Annotated in this window: 23 protein-coding genes; 20 read left to right on the forward strand and 3 right to left on the reverse strand. The window is 64.6% G+C overall.

The genetic code is table 11. The annotated features are described in order from the left end of the window. Positions 1-15: 15 nt before the first annotated feature. Positions 16-555, reverse strand: coding sequence for a DUF2062 domain-containing protein (locus tag SPH52_RS04610; protein ID WP_411793818.1), 540 nt, complete (start codon positions 553-555; stop codon positions 16-18). A gap of 140 nt (positions 556-695) precedes the next feature. Between SPH52_RS04610 and SPH52_RS04615 the strand changes: the two genes are divergently transcribed. The 9 genes from SPH52_RS04615 to murB are packed head-to-tail and all read left to right on the forward strand — an operon-like array spanning position 696 to position 9,398. Then, complete coding sequence (locus SPH52_RS04615; RefSeq protein WP_411793819.1) at positions 696-2,975, forward strand: DNA internalization-related competence protein ComEC/Rec2; 2,280 nt, start codon at positions 696-698, stop codon at positions 2,973-2,975. A gap of 33 nt (positions 2,976-3,008) precedes the next feature. After that, positions 3,009-3,677, forward strand: a complete 669-nt coding sequence (locus SPH52_RS04620; protein ID WP_411793820.1) for a MotA/TolQ/ExbB proton channel family protein — start codon at positions 3,009-3,011, stop codon at positions 3,675-3,677. After that, a complete protein-coding gene (locus SPH52_RS04625; protein WP_411793821.1) occupies positions 3,674-4,102 on the forward strand; it encodes an ExbD/TolR family protein in 429 nt (142 codons plus the stop codon). Before SPH52_RS04620 ends, SPH52_RS04625 begins: the two co-directional genes overlap by 4 nt. Next, positions 4,099-5,856, forward strand: a complete 1,758-nt coding sequence (gene msbA, locus SPH52_RS04630; RefSeq protein WP_411793822.1) for a lipid A export permease/ATP-binding protein MsbA — start codon at positions 4,099-4,101, stop codon at positions 5,854-5,856. Before SPH52_RS04625 ends, msbA begins: the two co-directional genes overlap by 4 nt. Next, positions 5,853-6,863: a tetraacyldisaccharide 4'-kinase gene (gene lpxK / locus SPH52_RS04635; RefSeq protein ID WP_411793823.1), complete on the forward strand. Its 1,011-nt coding sequence runs from the start codon at positions 5,853-5,855 to the stop codon at positions 6,861-6,863. Before msbA ends, lpxK begins: the two co-directional genes overlap by 4 nt. A gap of 53 nt (positions 6,864-6,916) precedes the next feature. After that, positions 6,917-7,126 carry a Trm112 family protein gene (locus tag SPH52_RS04640; RefSeq protein ID WP_411793824.1) on the forward strand — a complete coding sequence of 70 codons (210 nt, stop codon included), beginning with the start codon at positions 6,917-6,919 and terminating at the stop codon, positions 7,124-7,126. Then, positions 7,127-7,900: a 3-deoxy-manno-octulosonate cytidylyltransferase gene (gene kdsB / locus SPH52_RS04645; RefSeq protein ID WP_411793825.1), complete on the forward strand. Its 774-nt coding sequence runs from the start codon at positions 7,127-7,129 to the stop codon at positions 7,898-7,900. Positions 7,901-7,914: 14 nt separating this feature from the next. After that, positions 7,915-8,394, forward strand: coding sequence for a low molecular weight protein-tyrosine-phosphatase (locus SPH52_RS04650; protein ID WP_411793826.1), 480 nt, complete (start codon positions 7,915-7,917; stop codon positions 8,392-8,394). Next, positions 8,391-9,398, forward strand: coding sequence for a UDP-N-acetylmuramate dehydrogenase (gene murB, locus SPH52_RS04655; protein ID WP_411793827.1), 1,008 nt, complete (start codon positions 8,391-8,393; stop codon positions 9,396-9,398). The genes SPH52_RS04650 and murB overlap by 4 nt, the downstream gene beginning before the upstream one ends. A gap of 126 nt (positions 9,399-9,524) precedes the next feature. On the opposite strand, the gene rne is transcribed toward murB, so the two are convergent. Beyond that, positions 9,525-12,644, reverse strand: a complete 3,120-nt coding sequence (gene rne, locus SPH52_RS04660) for a ribonuclease E (protein WP_411793828.1) — start codon at positions 12,642-12,644, stop codon at positions 9,525-9,527. Positions 12,645-13,223: 579 nt separating this feature from the next. On the opposite strand from rne, the gene SPH52_RS04665 reads away from it, so the two are divergent. The 3 genes from SPH52_RS04665 to sppA are packed head-to-tail and all read left to right on the forward strand — an operon-like array spanning position 13,224 to position 15,960. After that, positions 13,224-14,171: an RluA family pseudouridine synthase gene (locus SPH52_RS04665; protein ID WP_411793829.1), complete on the forward strand. Its 948-nt coding sequence runs from the start codon at positions 13,224-13,226 to the stop codon at positions 14,169-14,171. A 38-nt stretch (positions 14,172-14,209) separates the two neighbouring features. After that, a complete protein-coding gene (locus SPH52_RS04670) occupies positions 14,210-14,860 on the forward strand; it encodes an HAD family hydrolase (RefSeq protein WP_411793830.1) in 651 nt (216 codons plus the stop codon). A gap of 23 nt (positions 14,861-14,883) precedes the next feature. Next, on the forward strand, positions 14,884-15,960 hold the full coding sequence (gene sppA, locus SPH52_RS04675; protein ID WP_411793831.1) for a signal peptide peptidase SppA: 1,077 nt from the start codon (positions 14,884-14,886) through the stop codon (positions 15,958-15,960). Here the strand turns inward: sppA and SPH52_RS04680 are convergent. Further along, the gene (locus tag SPH52_RS04680) at positions 15,945-16,541 is read right to left on the reverse strand and encodes a Maf family protein (protein ID WP_411793832.1); all 597 of its coding nucleotides are present in this window, start codon (positions 16,539-16,541) and stop codon (positions 15,945-15,947) included. The genes sppA and SPH52_RS04680 overlap by 16 nt on opposite strands. Before the next feature lie 118 nt (positions 16,542-16,659). Between SPH52_RS04680 and SPH52_RS04685 the strand changes: the two genes are divergently transcribed. The 8 genes from SPH52_RS04685 to pabC all read left to right on the forward strand — a co-directional run bounded on the left by SPH52_RS04685 (position 16,660) and on the right by pabC (position 22,872). After that, positions 16,660-17,187, forward strand: a complete 528-nt coding sequence (locus SPH52_RS04685; RefSeq protein ID WP_411793833.1) for a YceD family protein — start codon at positions 16,660-16,662, stop codon at positions 17,185-17,187. Positions 17,188-17,218: 31 nt separating this feature from the next. Next, entirely contained in the window at positions 17,219-17,389 is a 171-nt protein-coding gene (gene rpmF, locus SPH52_RS04690; RefSeq protein WP_021820795.1) for a 50S ribosomal protein L32, read from the forward strand. Positions 17,390-17,424: 35 nt separating this feature from the next. Continuing rightward, the gene (gene plsX / locus SPH52_RS04695) at positions 17,425-18,456 is read left to right on the forward strand and encodes a phosphate acyltransferase PlsX (protein ID WP_411794103.1); all 1,032 of its coding nucleotides are present in this window, start codon (positions 17,425-17,427) and stop codon (positions 18,454-18,456) included. 11 nt (positions 18,457-18,467) lie between these two features. Next, positions 18,468-19,421: an ACP S-malonyltransferase gene (gene fabD / locus SPH52_RS04700; protein ID WP_411793834.1), complete on the forward strand. Its 954-nt coding sequence runs from the start codon at positions 18,468-18,470 to the stop codon at positions 19,419-19,421. 71 nt (positions 19,422-19,492) lie between these two features. Continuing rightward, a complete protein-coding gene (fabG, locus tag SPH52_RS04705; RefSeq protein WP_411793835.1) occupies positions 19,493-20,236 on the forward strand; it encodes a 3-oxoacyl-ACP reductase FabG in 744 nt (247 codons plus the stop codon). Between the two features lie 122 nt (positions 20,237-20,358). Next, a complete protein-coding gene (gene acpP / locus SPH52_RS04710) occupies positions 20,359-20,592 on the forward strand; it encodes an acyl carrier protein (protein WP_008956801.1) in 234 nt (77 codons plus the stop codon). Positions 20,593-20,784: 192 nt separating this feature from the next. Then, entirely contained in the window at positions 20,785-22,026 is a 1,242-nt protein-coding gene (gene fabF, locus SPH52_RS04715) for a beta-ketoacyl-ACP synthase II (RefSeq protein WP_411794104.1), read from the forward strand. 24 nt (positions 22,027-22,050) lie between these two features. Beyond that, complete coding sequence (gene pabC / locus SPH52_RS04720) at positions 22,051-22,872, forward strand: aminodeoxychorismate lyase (protein WP_411793836.1); 822 nt, start codon at positions 22,051-22,053, stop codon at positions 22,870-22,872. Positions 22,873-22,877: the final 5 nt, after the last annotated feature.

Raw genomic sequence — 22,877 nt, forward strand, 5'->3', positions numbered from 1 at the left:
CGTTTCAGCGGAGGCTCATTCCTCCATCTCGAGACGGCGAAGCCGGCGCTTCGTGGCACGCTGCTTCCAGCTGCGCGAGATGTGCCAGCGCCATACCAGACGTACGAGCAAGTTGCCCACGATGGCCAGCACGATGGCCGTTACCACCGAACCCAGCGCCAGGGCAGGCAGAATGTCGGCCATGCGCTCGGCGATCCAGCGGGTCGAGACACGGGTAGGCGCTTCTCGTGCCGGGGTATCCATCAGCCAGGCACCGATACGGTAGTTGCCGTAGAAGATCAACGGCATGGTCAGGGGATTGGTTATCCACACCAGACCCACGGAGAGCGGCAGATTGCAGCGCAGGATCCAGGCACCGAAGGCGGCGACCACCATCTGGAAAGGGATCGGCAGCATGGCGCTGAACAGGCCGACGGAAAAGGCGTTGGCCACGGTGCGCCGGGAGAGCACCCATAGCCCGGGATCGCCGATCAAACGGCTCATGAAGCGCAGCGAACGCTGGCGCCTGAGCGTCTCGGGATTGGGCATGTAGCGCTGCAGGAATCGGCGCGGCATGTCGGATTGGCTCGCTGCTTCGGGACCCGGGTATTATCCATGTATGAGAGGCGGGTCGCCATGCTGGGGGCGGAATATGCCTCAACGGGATGAGCCAGTCCGGGGCTGGGAAGGGAGAGGGCGAGGGAGTGCGACTGGGCATGGCGATGCCGCTGGCGCTGGCGGCACTGGTCGGGGTGGGATTGGGATACTGGGCACCGCCCGGGCTGAGCGAGGCCTGGGCCTTGTGCCTGTTGATTGTGCTGGCTCGCGGACACTGGCGTGCGGCCGGGCTGGCGATGGTGATTGTTGCTACGGCAACGCAGGTTCTGCTGGCCAGGGGCGCCGTGCTGCCCGACGGGCTGCTGCGAACCGACCTTGCCTTGGAGGGACGCATCGAGTCCGTCGAGGATGAGGGGCGACTCAGCCGCTTAATGATGAGGGTCGACGCGTGCCGGCCACTGGCTGCCGGCAGGCTGCCGTGCGATACCCTGCGTCGAGTGCGGCTCAGTTACTATCAGGCGCCCGAGATGCAGGCCGGAGAGCGCTGGACCATGACCGTGCGGCTGAGGCCGCCGGCGGGTTTCGCCAACCCCGGCACCTTCGATTATGGCGCCTGGCTATGGCGAGAGGGTATCCAGGCCACCGGCTATGTGCGCAGCGAGCCCGCCGCCGAGCGGCTAGCGGTGGCACCAGTATCGCTGCGCCAACGTGCACTCGGTCACCTCGACGATCAGGAACTTTCCCCGCAGGCTCTGCGCTGGCTGGCCGCCCTGACCCTGGGTGCGGGTGAACGGCTCGAGCGTGACGACTGGGATCTGCTCAATGCCAGTGGCACGACCCATCTGGTGGTGATTTCCGGCCTGCACGTGGGGCTGGTGGCAACCTTCACGCTGTTGGTGGCGCGCGGCCTGGCTCGCTTGGTCATGCCGCGCCGGTGGCGAATGACGGTCTGGCCGTGGTGGCTGGCAGCCGCCGCAGCCGTCGGTTATGCCTGGCTGGCGGGGCTTCAGCCACCGGCCATGCGTGCCATGATCATGACCGTGGTGGGGCTATGGGTGGCCAGTGGAAGGCATGCGCCGGGGCCTTGGCAGGCATGGTGGCTGGCCTTGGGGCTGGTGGTGCTGCTCGATCCGCTGTCGGTCTGGCGCCCCGGGCTGTGGCTCTCTTTCCTGGCCGTAGCGCTGTTGATCCTGATCTGGCAGGGTCGGCCGCGTCCGCGGGGGATATCCGGCTGGGGCTGGGGATTGGTTCGCACACAGTTGCTGCTGGCTCCACTGATGGCGGCCGCTGTGCTGCTGGCTTTCGCCCGGCTGGCGCCTGCGGCGCCGCTGGTCAACCTGGTGGCGGTGCCGTTGGTAAGTTTGCTGCTGGTACCTCTCGGCCTGCTGGGTTGGCTGTTTGCGCCTTTGCCCTATCTCGGCAGCCTGTGCTGGTGGCTGTTCGAACGTACCTCCCGGCTTTTGATGGAACTGCTCGAACTGGCCGTAGAGCGTTTGCCGCTGTGGTGGCCCGCCCCGGAACAGGTCTTGCCGTTGGCGCTGATGCTTGGTCTCGTGGCGTTGCTGTGGGCGCTTCCCGGCCTGGCCAGGGCGCTGCGTCTGGGAGCTACGCTGATACTGGTGCCGGCCATGCTGGGGTTGACGGCACCCGTGCCGGAACCGGGTGCTCTGAGGGTCAGAGTACAGGACGTCGGTCAGGGCCAGTTGATCGAACTGCGCAGTGCCAACTATCGCTTGCTCTATGATACCGGGCCCCGCTTCGCATCGGGTTTTGCGCCGCTGGGTTCGTTGTGGCCGGCGGGGCAGCGCTTCGATGAGGTGATGGTCAGCCATGACGATCTCGATCATGCCGGTGGCGTGGCCGTCCTCGCCGCGCAGCATAGCGTGGGGAGCTTCCTGGCACCGCCCGGCGAGTCGATCGGCGCACCCTTCGAGGCTTGCCTGCGAGGTCAGGCCTGGCAGCGGGATGGCGTGTCCTATCGGGTGCTTTGGCCGCCGGAGGAGACGGAACATCTTTCCAGTAACGATCGCTCCTGCGTATTGGAAGTGACGGCCGGCAGCGATCGACTGTTGATCACCGGCGATGTGGGGCGTGAGGTCGAGCGCAGGTTCCTGCGGGATGTCACGCTTCCCGTCACCCTGCTGGTGGCAGGACATCACGGCAGCCACACCAGCTCGGGGCCGCAACTGGTGCAGTGGCTGACGCCACGCCACGTGGTCTACAGTGCTGCCCGCCATAGCGCCTTCGGGCATCCTCACGACGAAGTGGTACGACGCTTCCGTCGCGCCGGCAGCTGTCAGTGGAGCACCGCTCTGGATGGTGCCGTGACTTTCTGGATGGGCCGCGAAGAGCCGCTGTCGCTTCACGCCGTGCGTGGCATGCCTTGGCGCCGAGGCGGTGTCGAAGGCAGGTGCCATGCGGTAGAATCGCGCCATTGATCGCGACGGTCGTTGCGTGAAGAGGGGAAATCGATGGACATGATGGATGCGCTCATCGCCGGCGGCTGGCTGATGATCCCACTGCTGGGATGTTCGCTGCTGGCGACGGTGATCATCATCGAGCGCCTCTGGACCCTGCGTGCCAAGCGTATCGCACCCTACGGTCTGGGTCAGGAGGTTTGCTCGCTGGTGGCGCGCGGCCAGGTCAATCTCTATTGGCTGGAGAGCCACTCGCCCCTGGGCGGCGTGCTGGCTGCCGGGCTGCGCAATGCGCGCCTGGGGCACGAGCAGGTCAGGGCGCGGCTACAGGAGGCGGCGACCGCCGTTATCCACGACATGGAGCGTTTCCTGAGTCCCTTGGGCACCATCGCCGCCATCACCCCGCTGATCGGGCTGCTGGGCACCGTGGTGGGCATGATCGAAGTGTTCGCAGTGATCGTTTCGGCCGATGGCGCCGGGCGTACTGCGGAACTGGCCGGCGGTATCTCGCGTGCCTTGGTCACCACTGCAGCGGGTCTCACCGTAGCGATTCCGGCACTGATGTTTCATCGCTATTTCCTGCGCCGGGTCGAGGAGATCACGGTGCGCATGGAGGAGCAGGCCGGACAGGTAGTCGAGTTTCTCGCCCACTACCGTGGAGAGGTAGGGTTCCAGGAACAGCGCGAGGGCGAGTATTCGAGTGCGGAGACCCGCGGCTCGTGAGGTTCACGCGTCGTCGTCGCGACCCGGTGGAGGTCAACCTCACGCCGCTGATCGACGTGGTCTTCCTGCTGCTGATCTTCTTCATGGTATCGACCACCTTCGAGACCCGGCAGGCGCTCGAACTCACGCTTCCCGAGAGCGCTGCGGGGGTCGATCTCGAGATTTCCCCGGTCACGCTGGTGGTGACCGAGCAGGGGCACTATCGGCTGGGCGAGCGTGAACTCGCCGTCGCTGAACTTGGCGAGGCGCTCGCAGCTGAGGCCGAGCAGGCCAGGCTGCACGGGCTGGTGGTCGAGGCAGATGCCCGAGCGGTACATGCCGACGTGGTGAGGGCACTGGATCAGGCGGGGATGCTAGGTATCCGCCAGGTTCGCATCGCCACGCGCGAAACACAGGCAACATCCACGCAAGCGGAGACACCGTGACTCAAGACCGGACCCAACACTCGGGCTGGACCCTGTACAAGCAGTTGCTGGCATACGTGAAGCCCCACTGGATCTCCTTTTCCGTGGCGATCGTCGGCTATACGATCTATGCGGCCTCCAGCACTGCCTTGGCCGAAATGATGAAGCGGCTCATCGATGGCATTCAGAACCCGGATGCCTCCTTTCGCCTTTTTCTGCCGCTGTTCGTGGTCCTCATGTTCGCCGCCAGGGGGGTGGGTACCTTCCTCGGCACCTATTTCATGAGCAACGTGGCACGCAACGTGGTGCATGCCCTGCGCTGCAACGTGTTCAATCACATGCTGCACCTGCCAGGGCGGTTCTTCGACTCCCACTCCAGCGGCCATTTGATCTCGCGGGTCACCTATCACGTGGAGCAGGTCACCGGGGCGGCGACCAATGCCATTACCATCCTGCTGCGTGAAGGGCTTTTCGTGATCGGCCTGCTGGCCTACCTGCTGTGGACCAACTGGATGCTGACCCTGCTGTTCCTTACGGTGACGCCGATGATCGGTGGCGTGGTGAGCTATGCCAGCAAGCGCTTCCGCCGTATCTCCCAGCGTATCCAGGACTCCATGGGCGACGTGACCCACGTGGCCTCCGAGGCCCTCACGGGGTATCGCGTGGTGCGCACCCATGGTGCCGAGGCCTTCGAGAAGGCGCGCTTCGCCCGTGCCAGCGACTACAACCGTCAGCAGAAGATGAAGGAAGCCCTGACCAAGGCGATCAGCACACCGGTGATCCAACTGCTGATCGCCGTGTCGCTGGCCGTGCTGGTATGGCTGGCGATGTCGCCGGCACTGCTGGACAACATGACGCCCGGTGAATTTGTTGCCTTCATCACCGCCGCCTCGCTGATGGCCAAGCCGGTACGCCAGCTTACCGAGATCAACAGCGAGATCCAGAAGGGCATCGCCGCGGCCGGTGAGCTGTTCGGCCTGATGCAGGTGCCGCTCGAACTCGACGAGGGTACTCGCGAGCCCGAGCGCCTTCAGGGGCGGGTCGAGCTGCGTGGGGTGCGCTTTCGCTACAGCGAGGATCAGCCCGAGGTACTCAAGGATATCAACGTCGTCATCGAGCCAGGCGAGATGATTGCCATCGTGGGGCGCTCCGGAAGCGGCAAGTCGACCCTGGCCGGACTGTTGCCACGCTTCTATCGCCCCACCACCGGTCAGGTATTGATCGACGATGTACCCATCGACGAATACCGCCTGGCACCGTTGCGCCGCCAGATTGCGCTGGTGTCGCAGCAGGTCACCCTGTTCAACGCCAGCGTGGCCGAGAACATTGCCTATGGCGTGCCGCAGGCCGAGCCCGGCAGTATAGAGGCGGCGGCGAAGGCGGCCTATGCCCACGAATTCATCGAGCGGTTGCCTGATGGCTACGACACCATCGTCGGCGATAACGGCGTGATGCTCTCCGGTGGACAGCGTCAGCGCCTTGCTATTGCCCGAGCAATCTTCAAGGACTCGCCCCTGCTGGTCCTCGACGAGGCCACCTCGGCTCTGGACACCGAGTCGGAGCGCTACATCCAGCAGGCACTCGAGGTAGTCTGTCGTGGACGTACCACCTTGGTCATTGCCCATCGTCTTTCCACCATCGAGCGTGCCGACCGCATCCTGGTGATGGAGCAAGGCCGGATCGTCGAGCAGGGCAACCATGCCGACCTGCTGGCGCGGGATGGTGCCTATGCCGCGTTGCACCGACTGCAGTTCCAGGAAGCCCCGGTGTCATGAATTACGGCCTGGGCGAGCGCTGGCTGCAGGCCGCGTATGGCGATGCCGGCTGGCTCAGGGCGCTGAGGCCGCTCGAGGCATTGTATCGATGGGCGATGGCGCGTCGCGCTGCGGCCTATCGTGATGGGCGCCGCAAGGTATGGCGAGCCGAAGTGCCGGTGATCGTGATCGGCAACGTGACCCTGGGCGGTACGGGTAAGTCACCTTTGGTCGCATGGCTGGCGCGCTACCTGAGCGAACAAGGCTGGCGGCCAGGCATCGTGTCACGGGGCTATGGAGGCGAGGCGGGGCAGGGCGCAGGCTATCCCCTGCATGTCACGACCCATACCCCCATCGCCCAGAGCGGCGATGAGCCGCGTATGCTGGTGCGTCAGACCGGCCTGCCGGTGGTGGTTGACCCCGACCGCCCGCGTGGGGCCAGGGCTTTGATCGAGCAGGGCTGCGATATCCTGCTCAGTGACGATGGCTTGCAGCATCTGGCGCTGGGGCGTGACCTTGAACTGGTGGTGGTGGATGGCCGCCGTGGCTTCGGCAACGGGCATTGCCTGCCGGCGGGTCCCCTGCGTGAGCCGCTGACGCGCCTGGACGAAGTCGATGCGGTATTGATCAACGGAGTGCCGGTTTTCGCGCCTCCCGCCGGGGCCTGGACCTTTCACCTGGCCCCGGCACGCTGGCGTTCGCTGGCGGACGGCATGGTGTTCCCCCTGGAGCCGCTGCCTTTCCAAGGGCCGGTGCATGCCGTGGCGGGCATCGGCAATCCCGTGCGCTTCTTCGATACCCTGGTGACGCTGGGTATGGAGGTAAAGCCGCATGCCTTTGCCGATCATCATCGTTTCGCGCCGCAGGACTTGGCCTTCGGCGATGATCTGCCAGTGGTAATGACGGCCAAGGATGCCGAGAAGTGCGACACCATGGCCCTCGAACAGGGCTGGGTGCTCGAGGTCGAAGCTGAGCCACCGGCGGACTTCGTGGCTTGGCTGGACAGGCGCCTGGCAGGGCTGCGATGACCGTATGGTCGAATGGGTGAGGCATGAAACTCGTGGATGATAGAGGTGAAACGATGGACAAGGAACTGCTGGCCATGCTGGTCTGCCCGCTGTGCAAGGGCAGGCTCAAGTACGACCGCGATGCCCAGGAGCTGCTGTGTCACTATGACGGCCTGGCCTATCCGGTGCGCGACGGCATTCCCGTCATGCTGCCCGAAGAGGCACGGCGGATGGAGGTCGACGAGAAGTTACCGCCTTCTCCCGGTCGCACCGGGGAGGCTTGAATGAAGCGGGACAACGCCTTCATCGCAGTGATTCCGGCACGCTTCGGCTCCTCGCGCCTGCCGGGCAAGCCCTTGCTCGAGATTGCCGGTGAGCCCATGGTGGCCCATGTCTGGCGACGTGCGAGCGAGAGTGCAGCCAGTCGCGTGGTGGTGGCTACTGACGATGCCCGCATACGCGATGCCCTGCTGCCGCTGGGTGCCGAGGTGGTGATGACCCGGGCCGATCACCCCACCGGTACCGACCGACTGGCCGAGGTCGCCGATCGTCTGGGGCTCGCCGACGATGCCGTGCTGGTCAACGTCCAGGGCGACGAACCGCTGATCCCGCCGCGTTTGATCGATCAGGTCGCCATGCGGCTGCATGATGACCCGGGCGCCTCCATCGCTACTCTTGCCGAGCCTATTGCCGACGTCGAGGCGCTGTTCAATCCCAACGTGGTCAAGGTGGTGCGGGCTCTATCCGGTCGTGCTCTCTATTTCTCGCGTGCCCCCATCCCGTGGGATCGCGAGTCGTTCACCGTGCGCCCCGAGTGGCTCGAGACCGATGCCTGGCTACGTCATATCGGTCTCTATGCCTACCGTGCCGCTTTTCTGGCCGAGTATCGCGACTGGAGTCCCTCGACGCTGGAGCAGTTGGAGCAGTTGGAGCAGCTCCGTGCGCTTCACCATGGCCATGTCATCCAGGTGGCGATGGCTGCCGAGCCCAATCCGGCCGGCGTCGACACGCCCGAGGACCTGGAGCGTGTCAGGGCATTGCTATCTGTGAATCCGTGAACCAGGAGGGGGCCATGCGCGTTCTATTCGTCTGTCTCGGCAATATCTGTCGCTCACCCACCGCTGAAGGAGCGTTTCGTCGGGAGCTCGAGTTGGCAGGGCTGGCGCATCGTGTCGAGGTCGATTCGTGCGGAATCGGCGACTGGCACGTGGGCAAGTCGCCCGATCCGCGCTCTGCGGAAGCCGCTCGCCGACGCGGTATCGACTTGAGCGAGCTGCGCGCACGCCAACTGGCGGCAGAGGATTTTCAGCGCTTCGACTACCTGCTCGCCATGGATCACGACAACCTGGCGGCCCTGCGTCGACACTGCCCTGACGGGTGCCGAGCGCACATTGGTCTTTTTCTCGACTTTGCCGGCCATGTCGACCGCCCGGTACCCGACCCCTACTACGGCGGCGAACGGGGTTTCGAGGAGGTACTGGACCTTATCGAGTCCGCCTCGCGTGGTCTGGTCGAGGATATTGCCCAACGGCTCGAAGGGCGGCGGCCTTGAGCGGTACCATCCTGGTCGATCAGGACTTGAGCTTGGCCAATACCCTGGGATTGCCGTGCCGTGCCGAGCGCTTCGCTGCACCAGCCACCAGTGGGTCGCTGCGCCGACTGCTGTGCCTGGCGGCCGAGCAGGACTGGCCCCTGACCTTACTGGGCGGTGGCAGCAATCTGATCCTGCCAGAGCGCTTGGCGGGGCTAGTGATTCAGCCGGCGCTGCGGCATTGGTGGTTGGAGCAGCAGGGCAACGACGTTCTGGTACACATCGGGGCAGGGGTCGAATGGCATTCACTGGTCATGGCCTTGGCCGGCCGTGGGCTGTGGGGCACGGAGAACCTGGCGCTGATTCCGGGAACCTGTGGCGCCGCGCCGATCCAAAATATCGGTGCCTATGGCGTCGAGCTGGGCGAGGTGCTCGAGGCGGTGCAGGTGCTGTTCGTGGAGGATGGTCGCAGTGCAGTGCTGACTCCCGAAGCGTGTGCTTTCGGCTACCGCGACAGCATCTTCAAGAGTGAACTGGATGGCAAGGTCGTCATTACCGGCTTGACCTTGCGTCTGTCTCGGCTGGCATCCCCGCGCCTGGCGTATGGCGATTTGGCCCAGCGGGTGGGGGCGCAGCCCACACCGCTCGAGGTGGCCGAGACGATATGTGCCATTCGCCGCGAGAAACTGCCTGACCCGGCAGAGCTGGGCAATGCCGGCAGCTTCTTCAAGAATCCCATCGTCGAGCGGAAGCAGGCCGAGGAAATGCTGTCGTCATGGCCCGACATGCCTTATTTCGAGCTGACAGATGGGTGCATCAAGCTGGCGGCTGGGTGGCTGATCGATCGCTGTGGCCTCAAGGGCTGGCGTAGCGGCCACTTCGGCGTGCATGACCGCCAGGCGTTGGTGCTTGTTCACTTCGGGGGAGGCAGCAGCGCCGAGCTGCTGGCCTTTGCCGACAGTGTGGTCGAGCAGGTTCAGGCCCGCTTCGGAGTGGTGCTGGAACGCGAACCCAGGCTAGCCTGAGCATCAATATGCAGCATAGCGAACACCCCGGGTAGCCAAGGAGCTGAGCAGAAAGTAACAGCGCCAAATAAAAATGGCCCGCGCACTTTGAACTGCGCGGGCCATTTGCTTGCGGGCGGGCTAGTGTCAGCCCTGGCTGCCTTTCTGTCCCTCTTGCTCGCGCCGACGGATCTCGCGTGGGTCGTTATGCGCGCGACGCCGACGGCGAGAGGCAGCCTGCGACTCCTCTACCGGCTCGCTGCTGGCTTCCTCCGGCTTGGGCTGCTCTTGCTCTACCTTCGCGGGCTCAGCAGGCTTCTCGGTCGGCTTGGGTCCGTCTGCTTTGGGCTGTTCGGCTTTCGGCTGTTCGGCTTTCGACTGCTCGGGCGTTACCGGCTCGATGGGCTTCTCCACCGGCTTGGGTGCGTCGGCCTTGGGCTGTTCGGCTTTCGGCTGCTCGGGCGTTACCGGCTCGATGGGCTTCTCCGCCGGCGTGGGTGCGTCGGCCTTGGGCTGTTCGGCTTTCGGCTGCTCAGTGGGCTGCTCCGCCGGCGTGGGCGCGTCTGCCTTGGGCTGCTCGGGCGTTACCGGCTCGATGGGCTTCTCCGCCGGCTTGGGTGCGTCGGCCTTGGGCTGTTCGGCTTTCGGCTGCTCGGTGGGCTTCTCCACCGGCGTGGGCGCGTCTGCCTTGGGCTGCTCGGCTTTCGGCTGCTCGGGCGCCACTGTCTCAGCAGGCTTCCCGGTCGGCTTGGGCGCGTCGGCCTTGGCCTGCTCCGGTTTAGTCTGCTCGGCTTTCGGCTGCTCGGACGTCACCGGCTCGATGGGCTTCTCCACCGGCTTGGGCGCGTCGGCCTTGGCCTGCTCTGGTTTAGTCTGCTCGTCTTTCGACTGCTCGTCGGGCGCCACTGTCTCAGCAGGTTTCTCGGTCGGCTTGGGCGCGTCTGCCTTGGGCGGCTCGTCGCCACTTTCAGACTGAATTGGCGCTTCGGCCTGCAGGCGCTTCTGCTCGGCTTCCGCCTGCGGGTTGATGGCGTGCTGGCGCGAGCGGTTGCGCGGATTGTTGCGCGCACGCTTGGGCTTGCCATCGTCGATTACGGTCGGCTCGGCCGTCTGTTCGGCGGGCTTTTCCTGAGGCTCGGCCTTCTGGCGACGAGGAGCTTCGTCACGACTGCGAGACCTGCCTTGACGTCCCTCGTCGGCCTGGGGCTTGTCGGCACGCGCCTGATTGCGGCCGCGACCGCCGCGTCCTTCATTGCGACCTTCAACGCGTCCTTCATTGCGACCTTCAACGCGACCCTCGACGCGTCCTTCACGGCCAGTGTCCTGGCGCGATGAGTCGCTGCGAGTGCTCTCCTGTTGGCGGGCCTGGCCGCGCTGATTGCGACCGTCGTCCTGGGAGTCGCCGCGGGTACGCCGCCGCTGGCGGCCGTTGCGCTCGCCGCGCTCATCATCGCTACTGCGGGCCGGCGGGGGAGAGGACGGCTTGCGCGGCTCTGCCGGCGTGGTCGTATCGCTCTCGGCGCCGCCGAGCAGTTTGCTGACGCCCTTCAACAGGCGACCGAGTACGCCGGCAGCAGGGGCCGCAGCCGTGGGAGCAGGAGCCGCAGCCCTGGGGACGGGCGGCTGCGGGGCCGGCTCCTGTTGCAGGGAAGCCGGTGCTGGCTCGTTGTGTATCACCGTCTTGACGGCCGCCTCGGTGCGGGCAATCGGCTTGGCAATGCTCGTGTCCGGCTCCTTGCCAATCTCGGTATGTACCGAGAGCTCGAAGCTGGACTTGTCCTGTTCGCCTTCCTCTTCGATATGGTCGTCACGCAGACGCTGTACGTCGTAGTGCGGCGTATCCATATCAGGGTTGGGCAGCACCAGAACGCGTACGCCCTGGCGCTTCTCGATGTCCGCCAGTACTGCACGTTTCTCGTTGAGCAGGTAGGTGGCGACCGGCACTGGCAGAATGGCGCGAATCTGAGCGCTGCGCTCCTTCATCGCTTCTTCTTCGATCAGGCGCATGATCGACAGCGACAGCGAGCGCACGTCGCGAATGGTGCCCTGGCCGTTACAGCGCGGGCAGACCACGCCACTGGTCTCGCCCAGCGACGGGCGCAGGCGTTGGCGCGACATCTCCATCAGGCCGAAACGCGAGATGCGACCGATCTGTACCCGCGCGCGGTCGAGCTTGAGCGCGTCGCGCATGCGGTTCTCGACCTCGCGCTGGTTGCGCGCCGGGCTCATGTCGATGAAGTCGATCACCACCAGCCCGCCGATGTCACGCAGGCGCAGTTGGCGCGCGATCTCATCGGCCGCCTCGAGGTTGGTCTGGAGTGCGGTTTCCTCGATGTCGCTGCCGCGGGTGGCGCGCGCCGAGTTGATGTCGATGGAGACCAGCGCCTCGGTGTGGTCGATGACGATGGAGCCGCCGGAAGGCAGCTTCACTTCGCGCTCGTAGGCGGTCTCGATCTGGGATTCGATCTGGAAGCGCGAGAACAGCGGGACTTCGTCAGCGTAGAGCTTGATCTTCTGCTGATACGAGGGCATGACCTGGCGAATGAACGCCAAGGCGCGCTCATGCACCGTCGAATTGTCGATGAGGACTTCACCGATATCCTGCCGCAGGTAGTCGCGCATGGCGCGAATGATGACGTCCGACTCGCGATAGATCAGGAAAGGCGCCGGGCGTTTGCCGGCCTCTTCGGTGATCGATTCCCATACCTGGACCAGGTAGTTGAGGTCCCACTGCAGCTCTTCGCTGCTGCGGCCGATGCCGGCAGTGCGCACGATCACGCCCATCTTCTCTGGCACGGTGAGCTGGCCCATGGCCTCCTTGAGCTGGGTGCGCTCATCGCCCTCGATGCGACGCGAAATACCGCCGGCACGTGGGTTGTTAGGCATCAGCACAAGGAAGCGGCCGGCCAGGCTGATGAAGGTGGTCAGCGCTGCACCCTTGTTGCCGCGCTCCTCCTTGTCGACCTGGACGATGACTTCCTGACCCTCCTTGAGCACCTCCTTGATGCTGGGGCGCCCCGAAGAGTCCTTCAGGAAGTATTCGCGGGAAATTTCCTTGAGGGGAAGAAAACCGTGACGATCGGCTCCGAAGTCGACGAAGGCGGCTTCGAGGGAGGGCTCGACGCGGGTGATCTTGCCGCGATAGATATTGGCTTTCTTTTGTTCCCTGGCACCCGACTCGATGTCCAGGTCATACAGGCGTTGTCCATCTACCAGCGCGACGCGCAGCTCTTCGGGCTGGGTCGCATTGATGAGCATCCGTTTCATGTTGTCTCGCAAACTGGACGCGCCGGTAGGCTTCGAAGAAGGCGAACCTCTGGGTGCTGCGTGCTTGTGCTCAGCGCATGTCGCGGATGCACAGTGGCGCCCGATCGTGCCGGTGCCTGAAAAGGGACCAGCACGACATGATCATGTTGAGTACGTGGCGGAGGCAAGACATGTCTCGGTGGGGCTTCTCCCATCCGGCCCTGCGGTCACCGCCAGACACCTGGCATTCATCGATTCGCCAACGCCGGCCACCGGCACGATGTGGAACGATTCCCGTGGCCACCGCTCGCTTGTCACTGTCGCGAGTCGGGTCCGGGCGTGGCGTCACTACTTGTCTACTTTTCTTGCGTCTATCTTGCTTCAATCACTCGTCGGCGGCGGGACCCATTGTATGGTGGTCATCGCTACCCGATTTCGTCGCTCCGGCCTGCGTGTCTGTCGTGCAGGCGCCATGGGACCGAAGGGATCCATCCGAGCGAGCTGGCAATATAGCAGTATTGGTAATCGGCAGCAATTGGCGCAGCGCGTCGTCGAGTACGTTAGAATGCTGCCTCACAACGGATTTTCAGCAGGAATGTCATGGCCGAGGGGCACGACGTACAGTGGGTGGAAGTGGGCGAAGGTCAGTCGGGCCAGCGGGTCGACAACTTCCTGATAACACGTCTGAAAGGCGTGCCGCGAACGCTGGTTTACCGCATCGTGCGCAAGGGCGAAGTGCGGGTAAACAAGAAGCGGGTGAAGGCCGATTATCGCCTGCAGGTAGGCGACCTCGTGCGTATTCCGCCGCTCAGGCTGGCTCCGCGTGAGGCAGTCAAACAGGTCAGCGAAGGGTTGCGCAACCTGCTGGCCGGCAGCGTACTGGTGGAAGGGCCGGGCTGGCTGGTGCTCAACAAGCCGGCCGGCCTGCCCGTGCACGGCGGTAGCGGCGTCAAGATCGGCCTGATCGAGGCGCTGCGCCAGGTGCGAGAGGACCTCGACTTCCTCGAGCTGGTCCATCGCCTCGATCGCGATACGTCGGGCTGCCTGCTGCTGGCCAAGTCGCGCCCGGCGCTGCTCACGCTCAACGAGGCGCTCAAGAATCATCAGATGGACAAGCGCTACCTGGCGCTGGTAGCGGGGCGCTGGCCTGCGCGCCGAGAGTTTGTCAGTGCCCGTCTCGATCGCTACGATGCCGGCAATGGCGAGCGTCGCGTGCGTGTAGATGCAGCGGGCAAGGTGGCTAGAACCCGCTTCGCCGTTCGCGAGGCATTCCCCAAGGCCACCCTGATCGAGGCCGAGCCAGTGACAGGGCGCACCCACCAGATCCGCGTGCATGCCGCCCATGCCGGCTTCCCCCTGCTCGGCGACGACAAGTACGGCTCGCGTGAAGGGGCGTCGTTGGCGCGTCATCTGGGCTTGTCGCGCCTGTTCCTGCATGCCGAGTCGCTGACCTTCCCCGAACCGAGCAGCGGCCGACCGGTGCAGATCCGCGCACCTCTGCCCGATGAGCTCGAGGCGGTGCTGTCGCGTGCTCGCGCTACCCGTTGACATACTTTCATACTGGTCTCCTTTGAGGCGGAGCTGACATGCGCTACCGACTGGTGATCTTCGACTGGGACGGCACCCTGATGGACTCCGCTGCCCGTATCGTCTCCTGCATGCAGGCGGCGGCACGCGATGCTGGCTGGGGGCATCTCGAGGACGATGCGGTGCGCGACATCATCGGCCTGGGGCTTCCCGAGGCCATCGATCGGCTGTGCCCGGGGATCGATGCCGAGCGCTTCGAGCTGCTGCGTAGCCGCTATGCGCACCATTTTGTCGAAGGCGATAGCACCCCGATGTCCTTCTTCACCGGGGTCGAGGCTGGCGTTGCCACGCTGCGCGAGCAGCAGGGGCGGCGGCTGGCCGTGGCTACCGGCAAGAGTCGGCGCGGACTCGATCGGATCTTCCGTGAGAGCGGCAGTGGCAACTGGTTCCACGCTAGCCGTACCGCCGACGAGACCCGCTCCAAGCCGCACCCACAGATGCTCGAGGAGCTGCTGGTCGAGCTGGACGTGCCGGTCGAGGAGGCCGTGATGGTGGGAGACACCGAATACGACCTCGAGATGGCCCGTGCTCTGGGCATGGATCGGATTGCAGTGACCTGGGGTGTGCATGCCCCCGAGCGGCTGGCGGCGAGCCGTCCTGTCTATACTGCCCAGGCGGTAACCGAGCTGTTCGATTGGTTGAACCAATAGCAGGTGAAAGGAAGACGACTTAAATGAGTGATGACAAGCGAGAAGACCGCTGGACCGAGGGGCCGGAGCTGACCCCTGAGCAGGCGAGCGAGGTGCAACAGGCGAAGCGCGAGAAGCCGGCGCCGGCGGCGGAGAGCGCCGAAGTGCTGCACGAGCGCCAGCGCCTGGCGCAGCAGGAGATGCTCGACCGCTGGATCGGCGGGGTGCTGGTCGAGCAGCGCCGCTCACGACGCTGGAAGCTGTTCTTCCGCTTTTTCTTCGCTGCACTGATCCTGGCCTCGCTGGCCGCTACCTTTTATAGCCTGTTCGGCGACCTCTCCCGGGAGCCGGAGCGTCAGCATCTGGGGGTGGTCACGGTGCATGGCGTGATCGATAGCGAGTCGCCGGCCAGCGCCGAGCGCATCATCGAAGGGCTGAACCGGGCCTGGGACGCGACCAATGCCGCCGCCGTGGTGCTGCACATCGACAGCCCAGGGGGAAGTCCGGTGCAGTCCCAGCGCGTTTACAACGAGATCCTGCGCCTGCGTGAGGAGGGCGACAAGCCCATCATTGCGGTGATCGAGGACGTGGGTGCCAGCGGTGCCTACTACATGGCAGCGGCGGCTGACGAGATCATTGCTGCACCGGCGAGTCTGGTGGGCTCGATCGGCGTCATCTTCGCCAGCTTCGGCTTCGAGGAGGCAATCGACAATCTGGGAATAGAGCGGCGCATCTACGTCAGCGGGGAGAACAAGGGTTTCCTCGATCCGTTTTCGCCCGTCGCACCTGAAGAGCGTGAGTTCTGGCAGACGGTGATGGATACCACCCATGGTCAGTTCATCGAGGCCGTACGCCAGGGGCGCGGCGACCGTCTGGTCGACGACGAGCGGCTCTTCACGGGACTGATCTGGAGCGGGCAGCAAGCCCTGGAGCTGGGATTGATCGATGGAATCAGCAGCATCGATGCCCTGAGCCGTGATCTGTTCGGCGAGGTGCGGCTGCACGACTATACGCCGCGGCTGGATCCCTTCGAGCGCCTGTCTCGCCAGTTCGGTCGGGTAGCCGCCGAATGGCTTGGCGTACCATCCAGCCGCTCTCCGGTGCGTTACCAGTTGCCCTGATCGCCCAGCGGGTCGAGGCCCGCTTCGCGTAGCAGCGCACACAGCCTGATCAGCGGCAGGCCGATCAGCGTGTTGGGGTCGTCGCCCTCGAGTTTTTCGAACAGGGCGATGCCGAGTCCCTCCATGCGAAAGCTTCCGGCGCTGTCCAGCGGCTGTTCGCGCTCCACGTAGCGGGCGATCTCGGCGTCGCCGAGCCGACGGAAGAGTACTTCGTAGCGCTCGTGGCAGACCCAGTGGCGTGCGTTGCGGGTATCGATCAGCGCCAGGCCGGTGAGAAAGGTGACCCGCTGGCCGGAGAATCGCGCGAGCTGCGCGCGCGCCGTGGCGGCGTTTCCCGGCTTGCCCAGTACCTCGCCGGCGAACACGGCGACCTGGTCGGAGCCGATCACCAGGTGCTCTCTGTGCTCCTCGGCCACGCGGCCGGCCTTGGCCAGTGCCAGCCGATGGACCAGCGCTTCGGGCGTCTCGCCGGGGCGTGGTGTCTCGTCGATGTCAGGGCTGGCCCAGGCATAGGGTATCCCCAGTCGATCAAGGAGTTGGCGGCGCCAGCGGGAGCCGGAGGCAAGAACGAGTCGAGGCATGGAGTGCTCCTGCAGCTGTTGGGTAGGGGCCTTCGCAGAGGCCAATCAGGAAAGCATTGTAACTTGTTGAGTGGGCCTCTTTGACAGGGGGATGGGGAGTGCCTATCATTGCGCGCCTATGTTGACCTCACGACTTCCCAATAGAGTCGAGCCCTATCGGCTCGCCGCACGTGCCGAAAGCCTCTCCGGCTTGATGGCGCTCGACCAGTTCGAGCGCCTGGCCGAACAGGTCGGTGCGCAGGCGGGCGATTGCCAGGTATGGCTCGATTTCGGTATCGACGCCCAGGGCCGCCGCGAGATTCGCGGTCGTCTCGAGGCCGAGCTGCAGCTGCCTTGCCGGCGCTGTCTCGAGCCCATGGCGCAACACGTCGAGAGCGAATTCCTGCTGGGCATGGTCTCGAGCGATGCGCTGGCGGCAGATCTGCCGAGTACCCATGAGCCGGTGCTGGTGGAAAACGAACAGCTGAACCTGCTGGAGGTAGTCGAGGATGAGCTGATCCTCAGTCTGCCCCAGGTGGTTTACCACGACGAGGCGCATTGCCGTGTCTCGCGCGACCAGCTGAGCAGCGGTGAGGAGGCCGTATCGAGCGAGCCGACTCCCGTTAGCCCTTTCGAGGTGCTGCGTCACCTCAAGGGCAAATCCTGATTGTTTATCGTCTCACTTCGGAGTGACACCCATGGCAGTTCAACAGAACCGTAAGACCCGTTCCAAGCGCGGCATGCGTCGTAGCCACGACGCCCTGAGCGCACCGACCCTGTCTCAGGACAAGGAAACCGGTACCACTCACCTGCGCCATCACGTCTCCCCGGACGGCTTCTACCGTGGCCGCAAGGTGGTCGACGCCTGAGTCGACCCGCTGTCGATGACCGTCGGCACTTGAACGTGCGGATTGCCATCGATGCGATGGGTGGAGACGCCGGTCCCAGCGCTGCCGTCCATGGCGCGGCAGCAGCCGTTCAGGCTTGGCCGGGGCTGGAGATAGACCTGTTCGGTCCGGGCGATCAGCTTTCAGCCGAGCTCGAGAACCTGCCGCGGCCTCTCGCCGCGGCCGGTTCGCATCTATCCGTCCATCATGCGCCGAATCTGATTCACCAGAATCAGCGACCCTCCGATGCGCTCAGGCGCGGTGGCGATACAAGCATGGCGCTGATGCTCGCCCATGTGGCCAATCGCGATGCTGCGGCAGGTGTCAGTGCCGGTAATACCGGCGCCCTGATGGCCTTGGCCAGGCGCGCACTCGGCACCGTGGCGAACATTCCGCGCCCGGCCATCTGCACTGCCATTCCGACCCGCGGCGACGGGCGTTGCTACCTGCTTGACCTCGGTGCCAATGTCGATGTCACCGCGGAGCGACTGGTGGATTTTGCTCGTATGGGCGAAGTCATGGCGCGCCACGTGGATGGGCTCACCGCACCGAGGGTGGCGCTGCTCAATGTTGGCAGCGAGGGCACCAAGGGCAGTGAAGCGGTGCGTCAGGCGGATGCGTTGCTGGGCACGCTGGGTTCGTTGAACTATACCGGTTTCATTGAGGGAGACGGCATCTTTGCCGGTTCCGCCGATGTGGTGGTATGTGATGGTTTCGTTGGCAATGCCGTACTCAAGGCCAGCGAAGGGTTGGCGCGCATGCTGATCGAGCGGGTCCAGACGACCTTCGAGTCGCATTGGGGTAGCCGTCTGGTCGGTATGCTGGCGAGGCCGGCGCTGCGCCGGTTGAAGAACGAGCTCGATCCGGTGCGCTACAATGGCGCCAGCCTGCTGGGGCTCGACGGCATCGTGATCAAGAGCCATGGCAGTGCTGATGCCACTGGCTTCTCCTATGCTGTGTTGCGGGCCGTGCAGGAGGTCAGTCGCGGCTTGCCGGAGCGACTCGCCGTGGAGCTGGATGCCCGGCGTGATAGCACTCAACAAGAGTAATGGTGAACGACATGACTCAACCCCTTGCCCTCGTCTTCCCCGGGCAAGGCTCCCAGCAGGTAGGCATGCTGCGGGAGCTGGCGGAACGCTACAGCGTCGTGCGGACGACCTTCGAGGAAGCTGCCGATGCGTTGGGCTACGACCTGTGGAAAGTAGTCCAGGAGGGGCCCGATGAGGCCCTCAATGCTACCGCCCGCACTCAGCCGGCGCTACTGACTGCCAGCGTTGCCATCTGGCGGGTGTGGCAGGAGCTGGAGGGGCCCCGCCCCGGTGCCATGGCGGGACACAGTCTGGGTGAGTACAGCGCCATGGTGTGTGCCGGTGTCATGGGCTTCGCCGATGGCGTGCGCCTGGTGCGGCTGCGTGGCGAGGCGATGCAGGAGGCGGTTCCGCTCGGTCAGGGCGCCATGGCGGCCATTCTAGGGCTCGAGGACACTACCGTTGAAAAGGCCTGTGCCGAGGCGGCGCAGCATGAGGTAGTGGCGGCGGTAAACTACAATGCCCCGGGGCAGGTGGTGATCGCCGGCGACAAGGCCGCCGTGGAACGCGCCATAGCGCTGTGCCAGGAGGCGGGTGCCAAGCGTGCCATGCCGCTGCCGGTTTCCGTGCCTTCGCACTGTGCTCTGATGCAGCCCGCTGCAGAACGGCTCAAGGCCGCCATGGCCGATCTCGACATGCGTCCGCCGCGCTATACCGTTTATCAGAACGTTGATGCCCAGGCGCATGCCGATGTCGAAACCCTGCGTACGCGTCTGGTCGAGCAGCTCTACCAGCCAGTACGCTGGACGTCCTGTGTCGAGTCGATGGAGGCAGCAGGTGCCACGGTCTTCATCGAATGCGGGCCTGGCAAGGTGCTTACCGGCCTGGGCAAGCGTATCGCCAAGGGCAGCAAGGGGCTGGCGGTCAACGACCCCGACAGCCTCGAGGCAGCGCTTGGCCTGGCGCGTGAGGCGGTCGGTCAATAAGGCTCGACAAGCCCATACAAGGAGGGGCATCGAGCCCCAGGACCAAACAGCATTCGGAGCGGGAACAGGTTATGTCCAGCGAACGCAGAATCGCCTTGGTGACCGGCGCCAGTCGCGGCATCGGTCAGGCCATTGCCCATGAGCTTGGTCGCCAGGGGCGAATAGTGATCGGAACTGCCACGACGGAGGCGGGAGCAGCCAGGATCGATGAAGACCTGCGTGCCAACGGCATCGAAGGTGCCGGCAGGGCACTCGACGTGACCGACCAGGCCAGTGTCGATACGTTGATCAAGGCCATCACCGAGGAGTTCGGCGCGCCGACCATTCTGGTCAACAATGCCGGCATCACGCGCGACAACCTGCTGATGCGCATGAAGGAAGACGAGTGGGATTCGGTGCTCGACACCAACCTCAAGTCGGTCTATCGCGTTACCAAGGCGTGCCTGCGCGGCATGACCAAGGCCCGCTTCGGCCGTATCGTCAGTATCAGTTCGGTAGTGGCGACCATGGGCAATCTCGGCCAGACAAACTATGCTGCCGCCAAGGCGGGCATGGAAGGCTTTACTCGCGCTCTGGCGCGTGAGGTGGCATCCCGGGCGATCACCGTCAACGCCGTGGCTCCGGGCTTCATTGCCACCGACATGACGCGAGCACTGCCCGAGGAGCAGCATCAGGCGCTGCTGACCCAGATTCCGTTGGCGCGTCTTGGCGAGCCTGTGGAAATCGCGGCTGCCGTCGGTTTTCTGGCGAGCGAGGCTGCTGGCTACATCACCGGTGAGACGCTGCAGGTCAACGGCGGCATGAACATGCGTTGAAGCTCCCGCGGGTCGGCGGTTGCGCCGACGGGGGGGCGTCTATAAACTACCCCGCAGCTTGAGTTTGCGGACCAAACGGCTGGTCATCCGAACGGCTAACTTGAACGACTGGAGTACGTATAATGAGCACCATCGAAGAGCGCGTGAAGAAGGTTGTGGCCGAGCGCCTGAATGTCAAGGAAGAGGATATCCAGAACAGCTCCTCCTTCACCGAGGACCTTGGCGCTGATTCCCTGGATACCGTCGAGCTGGTCATGGCGCTCGAAGAGGAATTCGACACCGAAATTCCCGATGAAGAAGCCGAGAAGATCACCACCGTTCAGGAAGCCATCGATTACGTCAACGCCCATCAGTAAGGGCGCGGTCGTCACCGCTTGCTGAGGTGAAGGGCTCTATGTGTGGGCCTTGGAAAAGCCGTCCTGTGTCACAGGGCGGCTTTTTGCTTTGTGTCGAGGCCGTGGCTGCCCAAGCAAGGAGTATGTCCGGTATAATGCGCGCAATGACGGCCCGGGAGAAGGGTCGTGTCATCAAGGTTGTCTGGAGGATTTCTGATGGCTCGTAGAGTTGTGGTGACCGGGCTGGGGCTGGTCACGCCGGTGGGCAACAGCGTCGAGGAGAGTTGGGAGAACATCCTGGCCGGCAAGAGCGGCATCGCTCCCATCGAACATTTCGATGCCACCAGCTTCAACACTCGCTTCGGTGGCTCGGTCAAGAACTTCGACATCAGCCCGTACCTGAACCCGAAAGATGCGCGCAAGATGGATCTGTTCATCCAGTACGGCGTGGCAGCGGGAGCGCAAGCCATCAGTGATGCCGGTATCGAATGCACCGAGGAGAATGCCGAGCGTATCGGTGTCGCCATCGGTTCCGGTATCGGTGGGTTGCCGATGATCGAGCAGAATCACAATGCCATGCAAAAGGGAGGTGCGCGCCGCATCTCGCCGTTCTTCGTGCCCGGCTCGATCATCAACATGATTTCCGGCAACCTGGCCATCCAGCATGGCTTCCGGGGTCCCAACATCGCCATCACCACGGCCTGCACTACTGGCACCCATAACATCGGCTACAGCGCGCGTACCATCGCCTACGGCGATGCCGACGTGATGATCTGCGGTGGCGCCGAGATGGCGACCACGCCGCTGGGTCTGGGCGGTTTTTCCGCCGCTCGGGCGCTGTCGACCCGTAACGACGACCCGCAGGCGGCCAGCCGCCCCTGGGATCGCGACCGCGACGGTTTCGTGCTGTCGGACGGCGCGGGTATCCTGGTGCTCGAAGAGTACGAACATGCCAAGGCGCGTGGAGCGCGGATCTACGCCGAGCTGACCGGTTTCGGTATGAGTGACGACGCCTATCACATGACCGCGCCACCCGAGGATGGCAGTGGGGCAGCGCTGTCGATGCGCAACGCCATTCGTGATGCCAAGCTCGACCCCACGGCGGTGCACTACATCAATGCCCATGGCACCTCGACCCCGGCGGGTGACCTGGCCGAGAGCCGGGCCGTCAGAAAGGTGATGGGCGAGGCCGCCAATGGCGTGGCCGTGAGTTCCACCAAGTCGATGATCGGTCATCTGCTGGGTGCTGCCGGCGCCGTCGAGGCGGTGTTCTGCATCCTGGCAATCCGCGACCAGGTGGCACCGCCGACGATCAACCTGGACAACCCCCAGGAGGGCTGCGACCTGGACTACGTGCCGCATACCGCACGTGAGATGAAGATCGACGTGGCGCTGTCCAATTCGTTCGGTTTCGGCGGCACCAACGGCACACTGGTCTTCTCCCGGCTGCGCTGAGCCGGGACGTTGCGAGCGTGTGACATGACCCGACCGTTGTCTCACACGCAGATTCCGGCCGACGACCGCGGCCTGGCCTACGGTGACGGACTGTTCGAGACCGTACTGGTGCGCGATGGCGAACCCAGACTGTGGCACCAGCATATGGACCGGCTGGCCAGGGGTTGCCGTGCACTGGGGATCCCTATGCCGGACAGTGCCGATCTCGATGGCCTGCCGCCCCTGTCGGGAACCGGGCTCAAGGTGCTCAAGCTGATGCTGACCCGTGGCAGCGGCGGCCGTGGCTATCTTCCTCCGTCGTTGGCCGAGCCGCGCCTGCTGTGGCAGGTTTCCGACTTCATGCCTCAGACACGGCACTGGGAGGCGGGCGTACGGGTGCGCCATTGCGAGTTGCGGCTGGGCATCCAGCCCCTGCTTGCCGGGCTCAAGCATCTCAATCGACTCGAGAATGTGCTGGCACGCAGCGAGTGGGATGACCCCGAAGTGGCCGAAGGACTGCTCTGCGACAGCCACGGGAGCCTGGTCGAAGCTACCTGCATGAATCTGTTCTGGCATCGCCAGGGGCAACTGGAGACGCCGCGGCTCGACGGCTGCGGTGTGGCGGGTACCTTGCGAGCTGCCCTGATGGAACGCCTGCCGATCATGGAAGTCACTAGGGAGCCGGAGGTGCTGGCTGACGCCGAGGCCGTGTGGCTCGGTAACTCGATCCAGGGCCTTTGGCCCATCGTGCGCCTCGATGCCGCCGATGGCACCTTGCTCCGGCGCTGGCGGTTGGGTGGTCTCCACCGTCGCCTGCAGCGCGAGGCTCATGAGCTGCTGGGCTATCCGACCGGATTCGCAAATTGAGCTGC

The sequence above is a fragment of the Halomonas sp. A29 genome (assembly GCF_046723295.1).
Lineage (GTDB): Bacteria > Pseudomonadota > Gammaproteobacteria > Pseudomonadales > Halomonadaceae > Halomonas.

What these genes read in the sequence shown, in the direction of transcription:
- kdsB (WP_411793825.1), top strand. Translation starts at nt 7,127, where the DNA reads ATGAAGCGGGACAACGCCTTCATCGCAGTGATTCCGGCACGCTTCGGC.
- SPH52_RS04670 (WP_411793830.1), top strand. Translation starts at nt 14,210, where the DNA reads ATGCGCTACCGACTGGTGATCTTCGACTGGGACGGCACCCTGATGGAC.
- SPH52_RS04650 (WP_411793826.1), top strand. Translation starts at nt 7,915, where the DNA reads ATGCGCGTTCTATTCGTCTGTCTCGGCAATATCTGTCGCTCACCCACC.
- SPH52_RS04680 (WP_411793832.1), bottom strand. Translation starts at nt 16,541, where the DNA reads ATGCCTCGACTCGTTCTTGCCTCCGGCTCCCGCTGGCGCCGCCAACTC.
- fabG (WP_411793835.1), top strand. Translation starts at nt 19,493, where the DNA reads ATGTCCAGCGAACGCAGAATCGCCTTGGTGACCGGCGCCAGTCGCGGC.
- SPH52_RS04610 (WP_411793818.1), bottom strand. Translation starts at nt 555, where the DNA reads ATGCCGCGCCGATTCCTGCAGCGCTACATGCCCAATCCCGAGACGCTC.
- SPH52_RS04615 (WP_411793819.1), top strand. Translation starts at nt 696, where the DNA reads ATGGCGATGCCGCTGGCGCTGGCGGCACTGGTCGGGGTGGGATTGGGA.
- SPH52_RS04665 (WP_411793829.1), top strand. Translation starts at nt 13,224, where the DNA reads ATGGCCGAGGGGCACGACGTACAGTGGGTGGAAGTGGGCGAAGGTCAG.
- sppA (WP_411793831.1), top strand. Translation starts at nt 14,884, where the DNA reads ATGAGTGATGACAAGCGAGAAGACCGCTGGACCGAGGGGCCGGAGCTG.
- SPH52_RS04620 (WP_411793820.1), top strand. Translation starts at nt 3,009, where the DNA reads ATGGACATGATGGATGCGCTCATCGCCGGCGGCTGGCTGATGATCCCA.
- SPH52_RS04640 (WP_411793824.1), top strand. Translation starts at nt 6,917, where the DNA reads ATGGACAAGGAACTGCTGGCCATGCTGGTCTGCCCGCTGTGCAAGGGC.
- rne (WP_411793828.1), bottom strand. Translation starts at nt 12,644, where the DNA reads ATGAAACGGATGCTCATCAATGCGACCCAGCCCGAAGAGCTGCGCGTC.
- pabC (WP_411793836.1), top strand. Translation starts at nt 22,051, where the DNA reads ATGACCCGACCGTTGTCTCACACGCAGATTCCGGCCGACGACCGCGGC.
- lpxK (WP_411793823.1), top strand. Translation starts at nt 5,853, where the DNA reads ATGAATTACGGCCTGGGCGAGCGCTGGCTGCAGGCCGCGTATGGCGAT.
- rpmF (WP_021820795.1), top strand. Translation starts at nt 17,219, where the DNA reads ATGGCAGTTCAACAGAACCGTAAGACCCGTTCCAAGCGCGGCATGCGT.
- SPH52_RS04685 (WP_411793833.1), top strand. Translation starts at nt 16,660, where the DNA reads ATGTTGACCTCACGACTTCCCAATAGAGTCGAGCCCTATCGGCTCGCC.
- fabD (WP_411793834.1), top strand. Translation starts at nt 18,468, where the DNA reads ATGACTCAACCCCTTGCCCTCGTCTTCCCCGGGCAAGGCTCCCAGCAG.
- acpP (WP_008956801.1), top strand. Translation starts at nt 20,359, where the DNA reads ATGAGCACCATCGAAGAGCGCGTGAAGAAGGTTGTGGCCGAGCGCCTG.